The 22,554-nt window shown below is 40.4% G+C and carries 19 protein-coding genes; 10 read left to right on the top strand and 9 right to left on the bottom strand.

Going from position 1 to position 22,554, the window contains the following annotated elements; all coding sequences use genetic code 11:
• Positions 1-3: 3 nt before the first annotated feature.
• The 3 genes from FTU86_RS13885 to FTU86_RS08230 are packed head-to-tail and all read right to left on the bottom strand — an operon-like array spanning position 4 to position 3,422.
• Complete coding sequence (locus FTU86_RS13885; RefSeq protein ID WP_180048451.1) at positions 4-1,293, bottom strand: restriction endonuclease subunit S; 1,290 nt, start codon at positions 1,291-1,293, stop codon at positions 4-6.
• Positions 1,286-2,809 carry a type I restriction-modification system subunit M gene (locus FTU86_RS08235; RefSeq protein WP_180048450.1) on the bottom strand — a complete coding sequence of 508 codons (1,524 nt, stop codon included), beginning with the start codon at positions 2,807-2,809 and terminating at the stop codon, positions 1,286-1,288. The genes FTU86_RS13885 and FTU86_RS08235 overlap by 8 nt, the downstream gene beginning before the upstream one ends.
• 22 nt (positions 2,810-2,831) lie before the next feature.
• Positions 2,832-3,422: a restriction endonuclease subunit S gene (locus FTU86_RS08230; protein ID WP_373684798.1), complete on the bottom strand. Its 591-nt coding sequence runs from the start codon at positions 3,420-3,422 to the stop codon at positions 2,832-2,834.
• 455 nt (positions 3,423-3,877) lie between these two features.
• Between FTU86_RS08230 and FTU86_RS08225 the strand changes: the two genes are divergently transcribed.
• Together FTU86_RS08225 and FTU86_RS08220 are read left to right on the top strand one after the other, a co-directional pair.
• Positions 3,878-5,551, top strand: a complete 1,674-nt coding sequence (locus tag FTU86_RS08225; RefSeq protein WP_180048449.1) for a hypothetical protein — start codon at positions 3,878-3,880, stop codon at positions 5,549-5,551.
• Positions 5,548-7,116 carry a hypothetical protein gene (locus tag FTU86_RS08220; protein WP_180048448.1) on the top strand — a complete coding sequence of 523 codons (1,569 nt, stop codon included), beginning with the start codon at positions 5,548-5,550 and terminating at the stop codon, positions 7,114-7,116. Before FTU86_RS08225 ends, FTU86_RS08220 begins: the two co-directional genes overlap by 4 nt.
• Positions 7,117-7,182: 66 nt before the next feature.
• On the opposite strand, the gene FTU86_RS08215 is transcribed toward FTU86_RS08220, so the two are convergent.
• From FTU86_RS08215 to FTU86_RS08200, 4 genes are all read right to left on the bottom strand, one after another.
• Positions 7,183-8,082 (bottom strand): hydrolase or metal-binding protein, encoded by a 900-nt coding sequence (locus tag FTU86_RS08215; RefSeq protein WP_180048447.1) that lies wholly within the window; start codon positions 8,080-8,082, stop codon positions 7,183-7,185.
• A gap of 212 nt (positions 8,083-8,294) precedes the next feature.
• Positions 8,295-9,371: a YqaJ viral recombinase family protein gene (locus tag FTU86_RS08210; RefSeq protein ID WP_180048446.1), complete on the bottom strand. Its 1,077-nt coding sequence runs from the start codon at positions 9,369-9,371 to the stop codon at positions 8,295-8,297.
• 130 nt (positions 9,372-9,501) lie between these two features.
• Positions 9,502-10,536, bottom strand: coding sequence for a DUF932 domain-containing protein (locus FTU86_RS08205; protein ID WP_180048445.1), 1,035 nt, complete (start codon positions 10,534-10,536; stop codon positions 9,502-9,504).
• Between the two features lie 47 nt (positions 10,537-10,583).
• Entirely contained in the window at positions 10,584-10,901 is a 318-nt protein-coding gene (locus tag FTU86_RS08200) for a hypothetical protein (RefSeq protein WP_180048444.1), read from the bottom strand.
• Positions 10,902-11,059: 158 nt separating this feature from the next.
• Between FTU86_RS08200 and FTU86_RS08195 the strand changes: the two genes are divergently transcribed.
• Positions 11,060-11,524, top strand: a complete 465-nt coding sequence (locus FTU86_RS08195) for a hypothetical protein (RefSeq protein ID WP_180048458.1) — start codon at positions 11,060-11,062, stop codon at positions 11,522-11,524.
• A gap of 177 nt (positions 11,525-11,701) precedes the next feature.
• Here the strand turns inward: FTU86_RS08195 and FTU86_RS08190 are convergent, their stop codons facing one another.
• Entirely contained in the window at positions 11,702-13,087 is a 1,386-nt protein-coding gene (locus FTU86_RS08190; protein WP_180048443.1) for a hypothetical protein, read from the bottom strand.
• Positions 13,088-13,193: 106 nt separating this feature from the next.
• Here FTU86_RS08190 and FTU86_RS08185 point away from each other — a divergent pair, with 106 nt between their 5' ends.
• The 3 genes from FTU86_RS08185 (at position 13,194) to FTU86_RS08175 (ending at position 15,996) form a co-directional block, all read left to right on the top strand.
• Positions 13,194-13,406: an AlpA family transcriptional regulator gene (locus tag FTU86_RS08185; protein ID WP_228280973.1), complete on the top strand. Its 213-nt coding sequence runs from the start codon at positions 13,194-13,196 to the stop codon at positions 13,404-13,406.
• A gap of 267 nt (positions 13,407-13,673) precedes the next feature.
• Entirely contained in the window at positions 13,674-14,966 is a 1,293-nt protein-coding gene (locus FTU86_RS08180; protein WP_180048442.1) for an inovirus-type Gp2 protein, read from the top strand.
• 22 nt (positions 14,967-14,988) lie between these two features.
• Positions 14,989-15,996 (top strand): hypothetical protein, encoded by a 1,008-nt coding sequence (locus FTU86_RS08175; protein WP_180048441.1) that lies wholly within the window; start codon positions 14,989-14,991, stop codon positions 15,994-15,996.
• 85 nt (positions 15,997-16,081) lie between these two features.
• Here the strand turns inward: FTU86_RS08175 and FTU86_RS08170 are convergent, their stop codons facing one another.
• Positions 16,082-17,464, bottom strand: a complete 1,383-nt coding sequence (locus tag FTU86_RS08170; protein ID WP_180048440.1) for a site-specific integrase — start codon at positions 17,462-17,464, stop codon at positions 16,082-16,084.
• 215 nt (positions 17,465-17,679) lie between these two features.
• On the opposite strand from FTU86_RS08170, the gene mutS reads away from it, so the two are divergent.
• The 4 genes from mutS to FTU86_RS08150 all read left to right on the top strand — a co-directional run bounded on the left by mutS (position 17,680) and on the right by FTU86_RS08150 (position 22,493).
• Entirely contained in the window at positions 17,680-20,313 is a 2,634-nt protein-coding gene (gene mutS / locus FTU86_RS08165; protein ID WP_180048439.1) for a DNA mismatch repair protein MutS, read from the top strand.
• A 205-nt stretch (positions 20,314-20,518) separates the two neighbouring features.
• On the top strand, positions 20,519-20,842 hold the full coding sequence (gene fdxA, locus FTU86_RS08160) for a ferredoxin FdxA (RefSeq protein ID WP_005178805.1): 324 nt from the start codon (positions 20,519-20,521) through the stop codon (positions 20,840-20,842).
• 130 nt (positions 20,843-20,972) lie between these two features.
• Positions 20,973-21,695: a D-Ala-D-Ala carboxypeptidase family metallohydrolase gene (locus FTU86_RS08155; RefSeq protein WP_180036812.1), complete on the top strand. Its 723-nt coding sequence runs from the start codon at positions 20,973-20,975 to the stop codon at positions 21,693-21,695.
• A gap of 132 nt (positions 21,696-21,827) precedes the next feature.
• Positions 21,828-22,493 carry an O-methyltransferase gene (locus tag FTU86_RS08150; protein WP_005178807.1) on the top strand — a complete coding sequence of 222 codons (666 nt, stop codon included), beginning with the start codon at positions 21,828-21,830 and terminating at the stop codon, positions 22,491-22,493.
• Positions 22,494-22,554 lie beyond the last annotated feature (61 nt).

Genomic DNA, 22,554 nt, shown 5'->3' with positions numbered 1-22,554 from the left:
ATATTAGACCTTTACCCTGCATTTACCTGTTAACAATTGCTGCATGAGTGCTTTTTTCTCCTGCTTTAAGCAATCAAGTTTTTTCTGTAAATTTTCAATTTCTTGATCTGAAAGTGTTAGAACTTCAGCAATCTTTTTCTGCTCGACAATCGTTGGTAATCTTAATATTAACTTCATTAATTGATTTTTCGATAAGTTATAACGTGTTGCTCCTTGTCCAAGAATCGATATTTGCTTTCTTATATTGCTACTACGCAGAATATAAGCTGCAAACTGAGGAAGTAAAACTTTAAAATTACTCAATCTAAAACCAAAGCAAAAGGAGTTAAGATATAGTCTTTCTACTTCTTCCAGTAGAACTGATGACATACCAACTTCCTCAGCAGTTTCGGAAGATGTTGTAAAAAATATATCTCCATACCGTACAGAGTTTTGATTTTCATCTTCTTTAATAACCACGTAATCGACTTGATTAATATCAATTCGGCTATTTTTGAAGATATTCATGTAAGTGATGTATGGAACACCACTTCCAAAATCATCTTTAGTTTTACCCGTCAGCCCCGTAAAAGTATTTCCTAAATTTCCAAGTGAATACTCATTCCACTCCCCACTAAACCTCTCCCCATTCTCATCAAGCAAACGTTTTTTACCCGTCAGCAATTGTTGCATCAATGCTTTTTTCTGCTGTTGGCTATTTTCAAGCAGTTTTTCAGTCGCAGAAATTGCTTGATCCCAAGTTAAAAGGATTTGGGCGATTTTATTCTGCTCCGCTAAAGGTGGCAAAATAATTGGTAGATCTTTACATATCTCAATAGTTAAATTCTGCTGACCAGAAGTCTTTTTAGATCTAGACTGCAACCATTGTTGAGCTTTAAAACTATTTAAAAACTCTAGAAAATATTTACTATCAACAAGATTTTTTTGTAGTCGGTAAAATACAATCGCCTGATTCATATTATATTCAGGATAGCTGTCATCAAGTAGAGCTGTTTTCCCTAAAGGAGGACCTACGATATTCATCAAAATATCATTAGGAAATGCCATTGAACGCGATAGAAAATTTTCGTGAGACTCTTTGGATACAAATATGAAATCAGAATCTAGTGCTAAACGACCATAAAAAGTTAAATTGTTAACTCGTAAAAAAGGAATATTGCCTTCATTAGAAATCTCTGATTTAGGCGGAGTAGTCCCTTTAGAAATTTTTATGCAAATTTCATTGGCAGTTTTACAAGACCAATCATTTGGAATAATCCCAAAACCTGAGATAAAATTCGCTGTATCATTCACTATAACCCAACTCCTCTAAATACTTCGCCATTTTCACTTCAAGCTCAGCAAGTTGAGTCTTTAACTGCTCACGCTCAGCACGTACAGCCAACAAATCAATCTCTGCTTCCTCTTCAAAGGTATCCACATAACGAGGAATATTCAGGTTGTAATCGTTGTCTTTGACTTCCTGCAAAGTCGCCAAATATGCATACTTGTCTACGCTTTCACGAGCACGATAGGTTGCAATAATCTTGGCAATATTCTCTTCAGTTAAATTATTTTGATTTTTACCTGACTTAAACTCACGGCTTGCATCAATAAACAAAACTGAATCATCAGACTTTTGCTTTTTGAAAATTAAAATAGCAGCAGGAATACCCGTACCGTAGAACAGCTTCTCAGGTAAACCAATAACCGCATCTAATAAGTTTTCGTTAATCAACTTCTCACGAATCTTACCTTCAGATGAGCCACGGAATAACACACCATGCGGAACCACAACCCCCATACGACCCGTAACAGGCTTTAGCGTCTCAATCATGTGTGAAATAAACGCATAATCACCTTTGGTCTTTGGTGGTAAACCACGACGGAAACGATCAAACTTATCATTTTCAGCTTGCTCATAACCCCATTTATCTAATGAGAATGGAGGGTTTGCAGTTACAATATCAAACAGCATCAAATCGCCATTCTTATCCAATAATTTTGGATTACGAATCGTATCACCCCACTCAATTTTGTGGTTATCTTCACCATGCAAGAACATGTTCATCTTCGCCAATGACCAAGTTGAACCAATCGCTTCTTGTCCATAAAGTGCGTATTCTTTGCTGTTGTGATTCGCTACAACTTTGCGACCACACTTCATTAACAGTGAGCCAGAACCACATGCAGGGTCACAAATACTGTCGCCTTTTTGTGGGTCAAGTAACTCCGCAATTAAGTCCGATACTTCAGGCGGTGTATAGAACTCACCTGCTTTTTGCCCACCACTGGCTGCAAAGTTTTTAATCAGGAATTCATAACCATTACCGATGACATCCAATGAACCAACATGACTTGGTTTAAGATCAAGATCTGGTGTCGCAAAGACTTCAAGCAGGTCTTTCAGAATGGTATTTTTCTGCTTTTCTTCACCCAGCTTATCAGTGTTAAACGAAATATCCTGGAATACACTTTTACCTGCATCTTTCAGTTTAGTGCCATTCACTTCTTCAAGTGCATGTAACGCCTGATCAATACGTTCACCGTTGCCCGGTTCATAACGACGTTCATACAGACTGTAGAAACTGGATTCACGAGGCAATACAAAACGCTCGTTTTTCATCATCTCGTCAATCAGTTCAGGCTCATCACCATATTCATTTTTATAGTTGTCATAATGGTCTTGCCAAACATCCGAGATGTATTTCAGGAATAGCATGGTCAAAATAAAATCTTTATAGGTATCTGCACTGATGGTGCCACGGAACACATCACAGGCAGACCATAGGGCTTTATTGACGGTATCTTGGTTAATTTGGTAACTCACAATTTTTTCCTTTATTTAATGCTTAATATGTTTGATTCAATAAATCGGTCGCAATGATGGTCATCATCTGCTCATCGTTTCGTAATAACTGCTCGACAATTTGCCGTTCTTGCTGCAAAGCCAGTACCATCTCAGCAATAGTTTTTTGCTTGGCTAAAGGCGGTACGGCTATGGGTGTTTCTTCCAGTACACTACGCCGAATACTTTTACCTACCGAACCTTCAGAATTTTGCTCAAGGTATTTCTGACAAGGACTTTGATTCAGTAACCAGGTCAAATATTCCGGCAACACATCCGGACGGGTAATACGCACCACAAAAAAATGCGGTGCAGCCACCGCCTGAAAATCATTTTCTAATAGACGATTGCCTACCTGTACTGCGTAGTAATGATTACCACGCGCAGCGATCAAAATATCCGTAGCCTGTAGCCAGTCCGGTGTTTTTTTACCAGTCAGTTCAGTACCCATGCAATGTGGCCAATCAATCCCATTGACCACGGAAACATCTTTCATTTGCACAACAACGATGCTTGAACCTGCCACTTCGGGAATCTTCCCACGAAATGGATAACCCGCATTGATCTCGGTAATATCCTTTAATTGCAGTTGCACTTTTATTTGCTTCATTGCCTTTGATGCAAAAAACATAAAACAACAGGAACTGCATGTCAAATGAAAATGCATCATTTTCATTGATGCAAAAAAATCACTAGTCTTTAACTATTCTGATCTTACCAGAACAAACGGATTGTTAATAAAGGAAATAAGTCAAAGGCGACATATTGTGTCGTTATGCAGGAGGTAGATTACAATCTGATCATGATAAAAATAAAATAACCAACAAAACAGATTCCACATTTTAGAATCATTAAACATAATAAAAATTTTAACTCTACAAAATGACTCAATTTTTCAGATTAAATAATATTTTTGCACGTCAAATAATGTCGCCATCTTTTTAAATTTGTCATTTAGCTATTGTTTTATTTGAAATATATAGAGATTATAAGCATATAACTTTACAAAACCAACTTCACTTACTAACTACTAACAACCTAGAGATTGATATGTCCAATATTAACGTCTACTTACGTGAAAATCTGCAAAAGCTCAGCGAAAAAAATATTTATATCGCGCCGAACATTCCAGAAAAAAAACTAAATAAAGCGATCAAATCATTTAAGTATGAAGGAAATCCAGAAAATATTATTGCTTTATTAGACACCACATTACTGGGAAGTGGTTCTGATGGCCTAATGTTTACTGGAGAAAAAGTTATTTTCAAACCAGCATACTTTGATCCTCACCATATCCAATATGAAGCAATCACTGATGTGAATGTAATTTTTGAAAAATCAAAAGCAGAAACAGCGACGATAGTAACTGAAAGTGCAAAAATTCAACTCGAATATATTTCATCATCCTGTGATTTAGTGGAATTAGAAAAAATTCTCAAACACGTTTCTAAAGAGTTTGATGAATACACAGAACAAAGACAAGTTGTACCTCTAGAGGAAATGGATGAACAGCTAAAGCTAGCCTATCTTAAAATTATCATTAATATGACCTACGAAAATGATCAGGTCATTGACAAAAAAGAAATGGCTGAAATCTTTCTTCTAATGAACCGTTTAGGCCTCAAACAAGAAACCAGATTTGAAATTCGCTCATATATGTTTGCTCCTGATCAATTACAGGAAACAAGCATTTTGTTTGATGAATTAAATAAAAATGTCATGGATGGTCAATTGCATACTGTCCATATTTCTCTAGCCAAGGATCTGATTAATATTTATTTTTCAACCCAAAGCCGAGATCTAGGAAAATTCAATTTTCTGAATAAAAACAGAAATCTACTAAACATCAAAGACAGTGACCTAGACATCGTAGTCTTAGCGTTAGAAACAGATTACAAGCTGTTAGAAGACGACTTTACAGACGATAAAATGACCGCTGCATTTAAGGAACTGTCAGCTAAGGCTGCCGCTGTAGGTACACCACTTGCAGCAGTATATTTATCTGGCTCGGTTATTGGTATGTCGGCTGCAGGTATGACATCCGGTTTAGCCATGCTAGGAATGGGAGGTCTTTTAGGATTTTCAAGTATGGCTACGGGGATAGGCGTAGCAATACTTATTGGCGTGGGAGCATATGCGGGGGTAAAAAAAATTACTGGATCTGATGAACTCAGTAATTATAAACGCAAGCAATTGATGTTAAATGAAGTTATTAAACAAACACAGGATACTATTTCAACGATTCTGGATGACATCAATTACATTACAAGCAAGTTGAACGGAACTATTGAACAAGTTACTGCATTAACTGACAATGTGAACGCAATGAAAGGCTTGAATAATCAGTTAAAACAACAAATTGCTATGTTAAAAGGTGTTTCAGGTGCAGCGGATATTTTGAATGGAAAAGTGCACGATGCTGAAAGCTCCTCTAACAAACTTAAATGTGCAGCTATTTTAGATTTATCAAAATTAGAAGCTTTGACTTCGGAACCAACCAAGAAAAAGTTCTATGATTTCATCCGTGATTTTTATATTGAAAAAGAATTTGTTGAAGAAAAAAATAGCGATACACAGGTCCTTAAAAAGTGGGTCATTGATAAATCAATAAACAAAGCGGAACTTGCTCAACTAGCAAAGGCGTTTGAAGCTATAGGCTATTTTAATGTCAGCGATGTTCTTGCAGGAAAAACAAAACAAGTATTATCTGGTTTATTTTCATGAGTAAAAAAGATCTTTTAGATGAACAAGCGTATAGCCTGATCATGCAAGATCATCAACTATCATCTGCTCAAGCCAAGCTTGGGCAGGTCGATAGCATAACAAATCAATTAAATGTTGATTTAGCACAGATGCTCTCAGAAACTGATCAGCTAATTTTAGACTCAACAAATTTGCTAGAAAATCTAGAAAATGATTTTTTAGAAATCGCATTGACCACGGATGAAGAAGTTTTCTTTGTTATAGATGAAGATACCGACACTTTATATGAGTTGGAGGAATTCAGTCCTTCCGTTTCTAAATACACCCCCTTAAACATGCTAGACACCCTCGAATTTTCTAAGGATCTAACATGGGATGAATATCAAAACTCACTTAGAGCACTCCAAAAACAGTCAAATAGCATTATCTCGGAAGATCCTTTTAAAGATTTGATGTCGGCGTCACAAAAAATAGCCTTACAAAAGAGGATCAAAGAAGAATTTTCTATTAAAAATGCTCAATGTGATCAATATGATTACATGATCGCAGGTACTTGTGGTTTCATCGGAGGGCTGATAGATATTTTATTTGTTGGCATTCCAGGTCAAAGCCCTTTAGGGAATTTAACAGATGAAGCCACAAATAAGGCTGTACAATTATTCGCAAAGATGAATGGCTGGCAAGGTGCGAATGCTGGAAAAGACCCTACAGCTAGTGCGATAGGTTTTTTAGAGCGAAACTTCAAAGTCAATTACGATCAACGATATGGTGCTGATGTTGAACATTTTTTTAAAATGAGCACTAAAAATCACCATATTAAAAACCTAGCACATTCCCCAGACATCTGTGGTTTATTTTTTTCGTTATTAGACCAATTTCAGAATACCGCTACATTTGTTGGAATTTTTGACGTCATTAATAACGATGGTGTAAAAATTGGTGAATCTTCAAAGCTGGTCAGAATCAATACAGACACTTTTGAACTGCAAGGTACAAATTTAGTCAGTAAAATATATTGTGGATTTGTAAATTGGTTAGGCCATCTATTTTCCGATGTAGCGGGATCTTCTGGAGCGTCTACACGCGGTTCAGGAATCCCAATCCCTTTTTATTCATTACTGCAATTTGCTGACTTCGGCAGTTTTGGACAGCATAGACAAAGTTTTGCGACTTTAGCAGTACGAGTTTTTGAAGCAGGCTATGATTTCCGCCACGGTATGACTATGGCGATTCCTGTGCTAATTACTGAACTGCTGACCAGATTTATGTGGTCGTTTAAACAAAAAATTTACCACCGTAAAGCATGGCTAGATTGCATTCCGAATGCAAATGTACCAGAACTCAGACGTATGTTATTAGTTTCACATGGTACTTTATGTATTATGGATGGCATGGATGCTGCGTTAAAATCCGCAGGACAACCAATCCAATTTTTATTAAGGACAAATCTGGTTGGATGGACTAGGTTTTCAACACTTGCCTTAAAAGAAGTACATGCTGCATTTAATGAAGGTAAACTGGATATAGATGCAGTTGATAAATATTTAGAGCAAGAATATAAGAATCTTAAACAAAATCTATATTAATGCTCTAACCCAATTTAATCCCCACACAATAGAAGGTAAATTAGACAATTTACCTTCTATTTTTCATTAATTCACAGATTGAACACTCTTCTTCAAACCCGTTTGAATACTCTCTATAAAATTCAATTCCGTTCCTGAAGGTTCTGAGTGTTGATCCAATTGGGTTTCTGAATAATACTCTTCCAGCACATCTATACCCTCCTCACTGTTCAGCTCAAATCTGGCATTTTCAAAACCCTTTCGAGCAATAAAATCCAGTGCCTCCTGATAGAACCCAGCGGCCTTGCTCTGCTCATCCATCTGTCTAGCCGAGCTGATCGCTTCCTTCAAATTCACTCCATCACGCAATGTCAGATCGACGTAATACACTGGGGTGCGATAACTCTGTGTGGTGCTTTTTCCACGTAAGGTCAGTTGCAATGGCAGACAAGACAACAATCCTCCAGATGCCGCATGGTAGTAAGCCAAGCGTGCTGCTAGCGTCCGAATACTGTTAAAGCCTGTGGTTCGGAAGATAAAGCTGCCAAGTTCATCCGACTCATCAAGATTGACGTGCAAACGTCCAAATGGTTTACATGTTCCTCCCTGAGCCAAGGGACATAAATCCGGTGATGGACAAGAATGCTGCTCTACGCCTTGTGAGGTGCTGCGCTGGCAGGTTTGACCATTACCGACACAGACTGGACGACCAGTCTGACGATCAAATAAAGTGTACTCAGCTCGAAGATTCAATTCGGGATCGTTAAAGATCATCCGGACTGGAATGCTGCGCAGTTTCTGGTTGGCTGTCTGCTGGCGTAACTGTTCGTCCAGCGGATGTTTCACCCAGCCATCTTTGCTTTGGATCTGACTGGTGATGGTGAATTGGTCATCTTTTTCCGGCAGTCGTTTGCCGTTCTTTTCAATGACACGGCCAATGCTGATACGTCCGAGTACGGGTGGGGTAATGGCTAAACCTTTAATCATGAGATATTCCTCTTATAAATCGTTCTGTTTGGTACGGTGTGGTGTGTTTGCTTTCAACTTCTGCTTTGCCCATAAAAAAATCCCACGCCGTTATCGGGCATGGGATCTGTTGAGATATGTGTGTGATGGCATGGCATTTGAGTTTTATTGGTGGAGAGCTAAAGCAAGTGCTGTATTACTTAGGCTAAGTCTGGGTAATCTCCCCTATCAGCTTAGCTATTGCTGTAGATCTGAAAACGCCGTGTCCCTGCTTTGGTCATGGGAAACTGTTCAAGCAACTCTGGATGCAATTTCAATAAGGCTTTGCTGTCCAGACTGACCGAATCCTTGGCTTTCTTCCAGGTCACTGAACCTGTGGCGAAAGTGGCACGCTCTGCATCTTTCATCAAGGCCTGAATCTGATGTTTCAGTTCATCAAAATTGTTCTGGTGTTGCTCAATCCGGTTTTTCTCCTCAATCAATTGATCGAATAACTGATTGGCCGATTGCAGTTGACTGAGATCGGTCACGCTGAGTGGCGTCTGTTCCGGATACAGCTGTTGTAAGGCTTGAGCAGCAGATTCACTCGCATCGACTGCGGGTGGAATGTCATTCTCCACACAAGCCCAAAAAGTACGTTCAGCATGGATGATCTGTTCAATCAGTTGTTCATTCCGCGTCACTTTATAGATTTTAGTTTCATGTCCACAGAGTAAAACGCAGATATGTGCCGCCTGTTTTCCGGTAACGGCCAACTGATGCTGTACCTGACAGAGTACATATAACGGTACGCCATCACGCCATAGCTTGGCACCATATTCCCCAGCAGTTTTACATTCCAGAATCTGCACCTCATCACTGCCCACCACGGCATAGTCCAAATTGGCCAACATAAAGGCTTTGTCTGGATCAGGATGCTGTAATACTGCATTGACCCGTCTAACCTTATTATTGGTCTGCATGCTATAAAATTCTGCAACAAGGGGTTCCAGCTGCTTACCCCAATATAAAGGGGCATGCCCTGAGCTTTCATCCTGAATGTTTTGCTGTATCCGACCAGTTTTGATCATCCACAGTTCCAGCATCGACATATACGGGTTGAGACCACAGGCAGTCGCGGCATCGCTACTGCCAATGCCCTGCTTGCGTACTTCCAGCCATTGCTGATAGCTCAGTTCTTTGGTGTTTGCCAGACGTTTTGCCGTATTAGAACGCAGTGGTTTAGTCAGCTGAGATACGGGTGGTAATGGTGGTTGTGCTGGAAAGGTTAATGGCTGAGATGGGCTGTGTGATGTTGCTATGCTATTCATGGTCAATCTCCAGATAGGTTGAATGCTGATTTTTGCGCATAAAAAAGCCACACCCCGCAGGATGTGGCTTTAATAAAGTGGTCGGGTTATTCGGGTTGCGGTGATAAAAGGGTTACTGGATAAAAGGTCTTCATGCAACCAAACGTAAGGCTTGTTCCAGTCCACGCTGTTTCAGTCCTGCTCCGGCACCAAACCAAGCTGAATCGAGCCGGTGATCAGTACTCATGGCACGACGTTCATGATCGGCAAACTCGGTCATGGCACAGAGCAAGCCATAAGCGGTGCCTTTGGCTGAAGACAGTTCTGCACCCCGTCCCTGACCATTGAACATGTCCATAACTTTGCTCATGGCTCGGCCATTCGGTTCAGTTTTGTTGCTGGCCTGATTTTGACTGGCCATGTTACGGTAGAACTGGATGATATTTTCTTCCTGATCCTGTACTGACATCGTGGTATTGTTAAACACGGCATCGAAGAATGCGGCAGCTTCACCTTGGGTCACTTTACGCTGACTCAGCTGTTTCATTTCATACATGTGTTCATCCCAGGTACGCACGCAAATTCCCAGTTGCTGCTTGACTTTTTCGGCATCAAATTTGGTGCTATGCGGAACCTTGACCACACCAGCGCTACTGCTCTGTCCACGTAAGGCAATTGCCAAAGTGTTGTTACACACCACACGGATTGAGGTGAATTGTGCTGTAGTCGCAAGTGTTCCATCACAAGCGGTTGCCAGCAAAATATAGCCATTACTGACATCCTTGCCTTTCAATGCTGTACTTTGTCCGGTACGTGCCAATGCCCAGAACTTCTTGCCGCCTTTAAGTACCCCGGCAGTTTCCAGCTCAAAGCCGGATTGCTCAGTGAGATCCCGATAAAATTCCAGAATCTCTTTCGGCTGGACTTCCTGATAGCGTTGACTGACTACAGATAAAGGTGCATGGGTATCGGAACGGTACAGTACCCGCTGTTCTTCATAGGGCAGAATGATGCTTTGTCCACGGTCGTTTTTAGCCATATAGCTGACATCTGAGGATTCAATGCGCCAGTCCATACCGGCTTGCTGTGCCCAAACTTCAAGTGGTTGATTCTGACTGAGTTGATTACCCAAGCCATGCCAGGGGGTATCACCAACATAGGCCATTTGTTCAATTTTATGTGCCATGATTTTAATTCCTATAAAAAGTTAAATGTCTGTAAAGGTATAAAAGCTTAATTACGCATGCTTGGACTAAAATCACGGTCACAGTCATTGCAGTAATAATGTCGGGTATAAACAGGATGTGAGCTTTTTGGGACTTCATCCTCGGTCATCAGCATCCAAATGCCACCGATCAGCACCCCGACGAGGGCGCCTGCAATCGGGGGGATGTTTAAACTTTTAGAAACACTGATGCCTAAGGTCGCTAGTGCCAGAGGTGACATCACATTGTTTTGCGCTGAAGGTGAATGACCGTTAATGACCAAATGTTGTGGGGATTCCAGCAGTACCGTATCCCGGGACTGACAATAAGGACATGGCAAACTCATCTAACTAATTCCTGTAATAAAAAAAGCCTGCTTTGGGGGAAAGCAGGCAAAACGTGAATCGGGTTATTGCATAGGGCTGTTTTGAAGCAGCCATATGCTTCTCATTTAAATGATATGTATCTGTATTTTTTTAGAATTCGACTTTAAAAGCTGCTTTTATATTAATTTTAACGGCATGTAATTCAGGCAATGATGCGCCAAAGTCTAAAGATACCCAAACGCAAACAAGCTCTGCTGAAAATACTACCGCACAAACAGATGAAGCTTTACCGGAGGATGAATTTAGGACCACCATGGTAGAATATGATCCAGACGATCCTGCTTTTGAAGCTGTAGAGCAAGCGCCCCAAGAAGAGTTTGAGCTAAGTGTCCGTCGTGATCCATCACAGCATACCATGACAGGCTACGTAGATAAGCTGATGATTGTTTCTCTAAATAACGATCCCACGACTTTAACTGGTGTTTCGATCAACCGTGGCAATTGTGGCACCAAAGGTTTCTATGACTATAAAAATATGCGTTATGGTTCTGTAGCGCAGGTTTATCTGGGCTGTGCTGCTGAGTATGTTCGTGAAGTGACAATCAGTACCAACGGTGGCTTGACCTGCACCTATAATTTTTAGCTATTCGAGATGCTAAATATAGCGTCATTTATTAACACAGAAGTTAAGGTTACCCTAGGTGAAACTGCTGAGCAAATCTGGTCAGCAGTGTAGCTAGTAGAGTACTAAAAGCCACCATATAGTCAGCTTAGGTCGGTGTAAAGATGAGTCTTGATCTTAGAAAAATAAAGATTTTTCTTACTTAACCATATACAAACTTGCAAAACTAAAAGCTTTCCCTTTTTCATCACTTATCTTGGTATTAAGTTGATTTACATTGATAGAACATAGCTTTATTCCGCGGTTAAATGATACGTTCTGATTGACTTCCTTGTTAAGATCAAAATTAGTAACTAAATCCAAAAAACTAGGCTCAAGGAGACCTGTTTCAACATTGATCTTGTCATCAGACAATTTAGGTGATGTGCTAATTTTAGAATAAAATTCAAAATACAGAGCAAAAAGATCCTCTTGAATCGCCGAAGCTGTAAAATATATAGTCAACTTTAGGTTAGATTTTGCTTTTACAGTAGCGTTATAAGAATAGTGAACACCTACCAACTGAAGTAAATTAGCCAAGTAATCTAAAAACCCCTTTTTTAATTCACTTTCATTTTCAAAAGATTGTGCCGCAACATCATAGCCCCTTAATTTATAGACTGTATAACAGAGCAAAGTAAAAACTCCCGCTCCTTTTTGGGATGCTTTTTTAGATTTTTCTGCATTCAGTATTTGGATAATTCGATGTAATTGCTCTAAACGTGGATTATTCGAATTAGGAGCATTTATGGATGCAGCTGTATCATGCAGTTTAAATTTTGCAAACTCTAAATAATCTAACAAAGCGTCAACCACTGGAACCTTAAAGTCTTCAGCTAAGCGAAACGTTAAGTAATCCTTCTTATCTGCTTCCCCTGTAAACAGAGCTAAATCTGCAATTGATACATGTCCTATTTCATATCCTTTATTTTTAGCTAAAATTTCAAAATCATGTAAGTACTCATAAATTTTCTTTTCAAATTCTTGTCCTTTTAAATACTCATCATGATTTAATCGCGTTGTGCGCTGGTTTAGACTGGAAAAATAATTTTCAATACTAATCCAGGTTAAGAATAGACGTTCCGGATTAAAACGGTAGAGCACTAAGTAACGTATATCAATATGTTCAGTCAGTTTGATATAAGCTTCTTTTAGCTGCTCATCTTCACTTAACTTTTTCTTAAACTTTAATCGAAGCTCATCCATTTCCTTTACAAATAAATCATTACCTAGATGATTGATTAAAAAAGCTTCGGCACCCTGATTGATTTTATTTCGCCCATATTGAAGGCAATCAAAAACATACCCTTGTACTGTTTTTTTAAAATCTAAAGTATTTAAAGAGTTTCCTTCTTTCAGCTCGAATTCACCACAGACATCACCTATAAATTCACTAATTTCAACTTGGTAGAAATCACGCAACCAATCATAAAAATCTCTAAATTCATCAGACTTTCGAATTTCATGAATAATATTTATCGTTTTCAGCATCCGCATAAAACGTACCGAACAATATTCCCTATCCACTTTCCACCATTTTTTCATATATTTTTCAACAGATTATAATATATTATTTTTTCACTAAAAAATATATTCACCATGAATCACAATTTAATCGAACCAAAACCAACTCATCCTATGGAGTTCGATCATGGATAATATGAAGAATCAAACGATACAAATCATTCGTTTACCAAAAGTCATTGAAACATGCGGATTATCTCGCAGCACGATATATGAAAAGCTTAACCAACGATCCCCAAGGCATGATCCTACCTTCCCCAGACCCGTGCGTCTTGGAACAGCCGCAGTAGGCTGGCTTCAACATGAAATTAACCTCTGGCTGCTCTCCAAGAAAGCATAGGCTCTAAGTGCTTATCTTTTCAGTCAGTTAAACAACAAATCTATCGACTTTACCGAAAGGGGCTGGATTCCAAGTCCCCTTGTAGACAGTTGTTGTCTCTAATTCTAATGGGTGGCTTTTATAAGATTATAATTAGATCAATATATTTGTATCTTATTAATATTTATATATTTTATAAATACAGATTATTTTTCTTACTTAGTCTTTGCTCATACTATAGGTTAGATGGCAACAATCAGTATTTTATTACCGATTGGAGTTATATCTATGAACGATAATAACATTCATCATCCAAAGATCAAAGAAACTGAGGTTAAGGATTCTTTTGACCCAATACCAAATTTATCAATTGAAATTGAAACAGACCTATTAGATGAGTCTGAAGAAGTCCTATCTGAATATGACGATGAAATAAATGAGCAATTTGAACTAGAAGATGTCTTAAACTCAGAAAGTGGTAGCAAACACTATGAGTTACCTAGTTCTCAGACTCTCAATCAATTCCTTAACCACCTAATAGACCCTAATGTAGCTGCATGCACCATCGCTATTAGTTTATGTAATGAAATAATTAAGCAAAAGGCTACCTCCCTATACAGTCTGTATCAGCCAAAAAATAAAGAGGATATTTCCCTTTTCAATCGAAAACATTGGGAATTGACTCACCCCAGAATAAAGCAATTGCTTCGTTCATTCTTACTTAATTCCAAGCGAACAGCTGTATGGGTGAATATAAAGTGTGAACAGCTTGAGGCTGTTATGGCTGCGTTAGATAAGGCCTTAAAACCATATCTAGACTTTATTTATGACTTAATTGAGCATCCATATGAGGAACTTAATGAGGTAGATGCAAATGGTAGACTGACAGGACATAAGGTTTCTTTAGCAGTAATCTTAAATCGCTTTATTAAAGTGCTTTTTGAACAGTTACATTCGCCTGAATATGTACAGCGTGTGAATGACCGTCGCAAAGTAGCGAAAAGGGGTGAAAAAAAGGTTCAGAAATACATTGATAAGTTACGTGGTCTTTATTCACGTTTATTGGGTGTTCGGGTTGATCTCTATCTACCTGCAGATAAAAAACATTTTACGCCTCAACAAATCGTAAAGCATTTCCATACGATTTTACAGAAACTGCGTCGCAGTAAATCCCTGCATTTAAAAGGCTATGTTTCAAAAATGGAATATGGCGTAGATCAGGCTTTACATATTCATTGTTTTTTCTTTTTCTGTGGTCGTAAACATCGAGAAGACATTAGTTTAGGTCGAATGATTGGTGAGTTGTGGGACAGTCAAATTGGCGGTAAACACAGCTATTTTAATTGTAATACCAGTAAGAATCGTAAGAAGTACAAATACGATGCTATAGGCATCATTGACCGTGATGATCAGACCAAATACGACAATATTGCAAAGGTGATTCGCTACTTTGCCAAGTTCGAACAATATGTCTTACATAGCAGCTTAGCGCGCGTTAAAACGCTCAATACAGGCTTATTACCCCATATTAAGAAAGGTATGGGTCGTCCTAATCTAACTCAATACTACAAATCTATTTAACCTTATTACTGAGATTCTTACTATGAAGCAATTACCCTTACACCGTCCTCAACCTCAATGCTTGCAGTCAACTCATGCTGTGTCAAATATTTATCCAAACAACCATAGAGATTTGTCATCTAAGATCGTATTAATGCGTCCAACATATGCTGATGAAGGTTTTGGGCGAACGGCTTTTGGATTAATTGATTTCCAAAAAAAATTAGAGCGAGACACAATCAAAGTTTTTCCTAAACCAACCGCAGCTTATCCAAATCCTTTTATGAACTCTTTGTGCTATTTTGCTCTCCAGCAGATATCACCGTTTTCCTATTTTATAGATCTTTTTGATGGCTTTGAAACAAATCCTTATTTAAGGGTTTTCCATAAATTTGCTGTTGAAAACTCACAGCTGATGAGATCAGTACATCAAGTCCCTAATCATATTTGGGAAAGTTTATTCCAGCGTTTACGTGCTGAATTATATACAGCCAAGGCAAAACTTCAGACGAATAAATATGAAGCAGAAATACAAAAACTTCGCAATGAACAAAAAGCTGTCTTTAGACGTGTTATGCAAACACAAAAGCAAGCCAATTGTATTTTCTTAGAGTTGCCTTTTATTTCTCAAATTGATCCTCCTCATTACCAAACCCAGGAGGAAGCCGAGAAAGATTCAGTAAAAGTATTGAAGAAATACTTCCAGTGGCTACATGGGGCTAAACAGCTCAGTGGTATTCTTTCTGATATTCACTGGCGCATCGTTAAAGGACTGGATCATAAATTAACAGCACAAGCATTCATTTATATCCTTGGCGATGAAAATGATTATTTACCTTTGCTCAAAGAACAATGGGAATTTGTCTGCTCAGATTACCAGCTTCAAGGTATTTTTCCAGAACCAAAGCACCTTCATTGTTACGATGGACAAGGACTGGTTCAAAATGCATGGTTACAATTCATCGAACGAGTACATGAGCCACTTGGTTTTTATCGTTATAAGGGCAATGGTATTACTTATCATTGGAAAGAATATACTGGTAATTATTGATTATCTTTAAAATTGATTAAGTTCAATTCTTAATCATTTTATGCAGTATTGCTTTGAAACCAATACTGCATTAAGTCGAATCTATTTAGCCTGACATTAACCCATCAAGATGATCAGCCCATCGTTGCAACCACACTGCACACTCATTTTCATATTTGTGTAGATCATAAGTTCCTTCTATACCTTTTCGAGAATGCCCCAAGACTGCTTCAGCGACTTCTGACGGACAGCCTAATCTTGATAAACCTGTTCGAACTGTACGTCTTAAATCATGAGGACTCCAGTCTTCTATATCTTTCAACCAAATCTGTTCAGGCGTATATTTTTGATTTGTTACTTTATCAGGGTTTTTTAAACGCCATTTCGCTTCGCTCAATGATTTCTGTGCTATGGGCTGATACGTACGTTCAGAAGGAAATAAATACTGAGTCTGACCATAGTCCTCTTGTTCGTTTTTATAAGACTCTAAAATTTGTGATATATAATCCATGCATTGCTGAGATAACTGTACATATCTCGCAGCTTCATTTTTTGTTTCACGGATATACCAAGTCTTTTTCTGGAAATCAATATCTTTCCATGCTGCCTGGCAAATTTCACCTGTACGACAACCAGTCCACAGCGCAATCCTCAAAATATACTTCTGTTTTTGAGTAAAGCCTGAAACCGGTAACCACGCTAAAACTTTTTTTAATTCTGCATCATCAAGATGTCGAGTTCCTTTACTCGCGGTCAGCTTTAATCTTGCTTGCTTTAAACTCGCTTTTGCTAACATAGCGGGATTCGCAAAATTATCGGGAAACACCTCTAAACCGATTGCATACTCATATGCTAAAGCCAACTCAGACAGCACCCTCCCTGCTTGTACATGAGCTCCGCGGTTAATAATATTTTTAACCATCTCAACTATATCTTGCCGTGTTACCTCCAAGGCAACTCGATCGCCTAATTGACGAACCGCATCTCCATATAGTGTCCGGCGTGCTTCATCCTGTCCCTTAGGTTTTCTCGCTCCAGCAATTCTCTTTTTTGCCCCTGTACGCTTGTCTTCTACATAACGATCTTCAATCACGTTCTCTAAATACAAATCGACTATTTTTTTAATGGTGAAAGATTCTTGTTGCTGTAGTGTTTTCTGTTGCTGTTCTATTTTTAAGGTTTCAACTTTTCTTTGGTCTTCTTGAGTCTTGGGACAAACTCCAGAATTGCGTTCTACCTTTAACCTATGTAACTCTAAACGTGCTTCAGCTAAGGTCATCTCAGGGTAAGTACCTATTTTGTACTGTTTGATAGAGTCATCAACGGGGCTACGATAACGGTAAAAAAAACTTTTTTTACCCGTCTTTCCGCAACTCACTCGAAGTCCAACATTTTCAGAGATATCGGCCTTGTCTTTATCTCCATATCGCATTTTTTCAATGGCTTTGGCAGATAATGCTTTTTTTTCAACCTCATGAATGCGAGTCATCAATTATCCCTTTCTGGCAACACAGCCATTTTGTTACTATAAAATCAGATATACATTAACACACCTATGTATATGGCATCAAAAAAACCTACACTAAAACCTACACTAAATCTTCGGAAAGTATAGGTTGGCGTAGGAATTGTGTGGAGTAAGTGGGACACGTTTCTTGCTTAGATTTATAAATAAACCTATTTAAATTAAAGGCTTTACCCCTCATGAACCCTAAAGAAACAACTATTGACCTATCTTCACACACACCAATGATGCAACAATATTTAAAAGTGAAGATACAACATCCACATTCTTTAATGTTTTATCGAATGGGTGATTTCTACGAATTATTTTTTGACGATGCGCACAAGGCGGCCAAACTGTTAGGCATTACCCTGACCCATCGCGGTAAGGCCAATGGCCAGCCAATTCCGATGGCCGGCGTGCCCTATCATTCTGCCGAAGGTTATCTGGCGCGGCTGGTCAAAAAAGGCGAAACCGTGGTGATCTGCGAGCAAATTGGCGAGGTAACTGGCAAAGGCCCGGTGGAACGTGGCGTAGTACGGATTATTACCCCCGGCACACTCACCGACGATGCCCTGCTCAACAGCTATCAATCTTCCAATCTGGTCGCGCTCTGTTTACAGCAGAACCAGATCGGGATTGCACTGCTAGATTTAAGTGCCGGTATTTTCAAGGTCCAGCAGCAGGAGTATCAACCGGAACAGCTGGCGATTGAACTGTCGCGTCTCATGCCAAGCGAAATTGTGGTCGATGAAGATATTGTCGATCCGAATATCATCGAGTCTGTTAAAAAACAGCTGGATTGCCCGGTTACCAAACGTCCAAATGTCGATTTTAACCTGAATAATGCCCAGAAAACCCTGTGTGACCAGCTAGGCGTAGCTACCCTATCTGGCTTTGGGATTGATCATTTGCCTTTGGCCAAAGCCGCCGCCGCCGCCTTGATTCACTATGCCAAAGAAACCCAAAGAACGGCGTTGCCGCATATCCGCTCGATTCAGCTGGAACAAAGTAGCGATTTTATTGCGCTAGACCCGGTGACCCGGCGTAATCTGGAACTGATTGAACCTTTATTTGAACACGGCACCTCACTGTTTCAGCTGATTAATGACTGCCAGACCGCGATGGGTGGTCGTCTACTTAGCCGCACCTTAATGCAACCGCTACGTGATACCGCACTGCTGGATGCAAGGCTGGATGCGACCGAAGCGATTTTAACCGGTTATCACGATGCACCAATTCGTCTGGTACTGAAAGAAATTAGTGATATTGAACGTGTGCTGAGCCGGGTCGCTTTAGGCAGTGCGCGCCCACGTGATCTGGTGCAGCTGCGTCAGGCCTGTGCCCAGATTCCGTATTTACGTCATGCCGTGCAGCCGATTGTCAGTGCCGGCCAATCCAAATATTTACAACAGCTGAATGAAGAACTGGGCGATTTTCAGGGCCTTTACCAGCGTTTAATGGCGGCCATTGTGGAACAGCCACCGGTGTTGCTGCGTGATGGTAATGTCATTGCCGAAGGCTTTGACAGCGAGCTGGATGAGTTACGTCAAATCCGTGATCATGCCGGCCAGTTCCTGATTGATCTGGAAATTCAGGAGCGTGAACGTACTGGCATCAACACGCTTAAAATTGGCTATAACCGCGTTAGTGGCTACTATATTGAACTGTCCCGTGCGCAGGCTGAACAGGCACCGGAGCATTATATTCGCCGTCAGACCTTAAAAAATGCCGAGCGTTATATCACCCCAGAACTGAAAAGTTTTGAAGACAAAGTATTATCGAGTGAATCACGCGCGCTGGCACGGGAAAAAATGCTGTTTGAAATGCTGCTGGATGAGCTGCGTCAGGACATTGGCAATTTGCAGATGATGAGCAGCGCCATTGCCCAGATTGATGTGCTGGCCAACTTTGCCCATCAGGCCCGCCTGAAAAACTGGACCCGTCCGGAATTTTCACCGGAAATTGGAGTCAAGATTGTCGCCGGCCGTCATCCAGTGGTGGAAGCCTTGAGCAAAACCGCATTTACCCCAAATGACACCACACTGGATTTTAACCATCGTATGGCAATTATTACCGGGCCGAATATGGGCGGTAAATCGACCTTTATGCGCCAGACCGCACTAATTGCCCTGCTTGGCTATTGTGGCAGTTATGTGCCGGCTCAAGCTGCGGTGCTAGGTCCGATTGACCGGATTTTCACCCGGATTGGTTCGGCCGATGACCTGTCTACCGGTAAATCAACCTTTATGGTGGAAATGACCGAAACCTCGCAAATTCTGCATCATGCCACCAATCAGTCACTGGTGCTGATGGATGAAGTCGGCCGTGGCACCAGTACCTATGATGGCCTGTCCCTGGCCTGGGCCTGTGTGCTGGATTTAACCAAACGGATCAAATGCTTATGCCTGTTCGCTACGCATTATTTCGAGCTGACCGAGCTGGGCAAAGAATCAGGTATTGATAATTATCATGTTACGGCCAAAGAACTCAATGGCAACCTGATTTTACTGCATAAAGTCCAGCAGGGTCCGGCCAGCCAGAGTCATGGTTTGCAGGTGGCCAAACTGGCCGGTATTCCTGCCAATGTGATTAAAGAAGCACAAAATCGCCTGAAGATTCTGGAAAAGCAGTCACATCAGTCGGTACAAAAATCGGTCCAGCATGATTTATTCAGTGAACCGGTGGTAGAAACTGAAGTGATTGAACGGATTGTCGAAGTTGAAAAACCATCACCGGCCCTCGAAGCCTTACGCCAACTGGATGTCGATAATCTCACCCCACGTCAGGCTCTAGAGCAATTGTATGCCCTGAAAGAGCAGCTAAACGCCTGATTCAAGACTTGAATTTCATATATGGAAAGGCTCTCATTTGAGAGTCTTTTTCATTTATAAGTTTTTTTGATGGTTTTATAGCACTTTTATCAAATTTAGTAGCACTGTCTATATCAAATATCAGTAAAAGCAATTGTTAGTTCACATCATTTTTGCCTAAAATACAGCTTAGTTATTAGAACCATATTTTTAGGTAGCTGTCGCCATGACATTTGTTGTCACTGAAAACTGTATTAAATGTAAATATCAAGACTGTGTAGAAGTATGCCCTGTAGATTGTTTCTATGAAGGTCCAAACTTCCTGGTGATTAACCCGGATGAATGTATCGACTGCGCACTGTGTGAACCTGAGTGTCCAGCCAATGCGATTTTCTCGGAAGATGAGCTACCAGAAGGTCAGGAAGTATTTATCGAGCTGAATGCTGAACTGGCAGAAAAATGGCCAAATATCACGCAAATTGGTGAACAACCTGCTGACCGTGAAGAATGGAATGGCAAGCCGGACAAATTACAATACTTAGAAAAGTAATTTTAAAAAGATCAGCAAAAGCTGATCTTTTTTTATACCTAAAACACACATTTGATTGCAATATTTTCAATTTTTACCGAAGCTTTTAGATTAGAATGCTTAGGATTTTAGTAAACGTTTGATTTGCATAATGACGCAATTTCTCAAGGCGATGCTCTCGCTCAGCATCGTGCCCCTGATCATGCTCGGATGTACAACCACACCGCAGAAAGGGAAAACGATTCATTCGCCTGATGGAAAACGGATTTATATCCCACAAGAAAAAATCAGCTATGAACGCAAGGTCGCACCAAAAGTGGTGCCCTATGCCTATAACAGCTGGATTGCCGTGACCGATAACCTGCGCCAGGTCCGCGAATATGAAAAATTCCTGAATGCTGAAGGCGTCGGCAATATTATTCCAAGTTTTGAATTACTGCGCACCGCACGTGACTGGCAAAAATGTGGCCGCTCGCAATACATGGTGCCCAACCGCGAATTATGGCGCAATCAGATTCCAACCTTAAAAGTCTTTAAATATCTGGTTGCCTCCAAAGTCCTGACCGATTTTGAAGTCACTTCAGTCTATCGCGATTTACCGCTGAACCAGTGCGCCGGTGGTGCCAGTTCCTCACGGCATTTATATAATTCCGCTATTGATTTCCGGATTGGGCCGGAATTTCCACAGCCGCAAGATTATGCCTTTATTGAAAATACCAAGTTCAGACTGTGCCAGTTCTGGACCCAGTATGGTCAAAGCCTGAATATGGGCTTGGGACTGTATGCTTCAGGGCAAATCCATATTGATACGCAGGGCTATCGTACCTGGGGACCGGGTTTAAGCCGCTATTCGTCAATGTGCTATTACGAATAAATCCGGATCTGAATACGGAGGTGCTGCGGCACCTCTTTTTATGTCTATTAATTCTGCAACTCTCCCGATAAAAATTGCACTCTAGGGGGAAAAGTTTAAAATGCATGCATTGCAACAAAGGTGCCCCCGACTATGAAACAAATGTGGACCGACCTCGACCACTACATCGAAACACATTTAATTCCTGAAGATCCGATTCTGACCCAAACCTTAAAACATACCGATGATCGGGGTTATCCGGATCACCTTGCTGTTGCGCCCAACCAGGGCATGTTGTTACAGATGTTAATTCAGATGAACGGCTGTAAACGTATTCTGGAACTTGGTACCTTTGCTGCCTATAGCACCATGTGGCTGGCGCGTGCCTTGCCGGAAGATGGCTATATTCTGACTATTGAAGGTCGTGATGCACACGCCGCCGTGGCACAGGAAAATATTGATCAGGCCAAGCTGAAACAGACTATTGATTTGCGTGTGGGCCGCGCCGCCGATATTTTAAAAAGCCTGCCAGCTGATACTGCCCCGTTTGACTTTATTTTTATTGATGCGGATAAACAGAGCTATCCGGAATATCTGGAACTGAGCCTGAATCTGTCACGCTCCGGCACCTTAATTTTTCTGGACAATGTAATTCGCGCCGGTGACATCATCAATCCGGACAATCACAAGCCCAGCATTGAAGGCATTCGCGAGATGTTTAAGCTAATGCAGGAGCATCCACGTTTATTGTCTTCAACTGCCTTACAAACGGTAGGCAGCAAAGGGCATGATGGCTTTGCCTTGGCCATCGTTAAATAAGGCCCAAACAGAACAAAAAACACACAAAATAATATTTATTTTATTTTTTATAAACTTACAT

The organism is Acinetobacter sp. YH12155, from assembly GCF_013418255.1.
Classification (GTDB): domain Bacteria; phylum Pseudomonadota; class Gammaproteobacteria; order Pseudomonadales; family Moraxellaceae; genus Acinetobacter; species Acinetobacter indicus.
The sequence above is the reverse complement of the archived record's forward strand: the minus strand, read 5'-3'. Positions and strand labels throughout refer to the sequence as shown.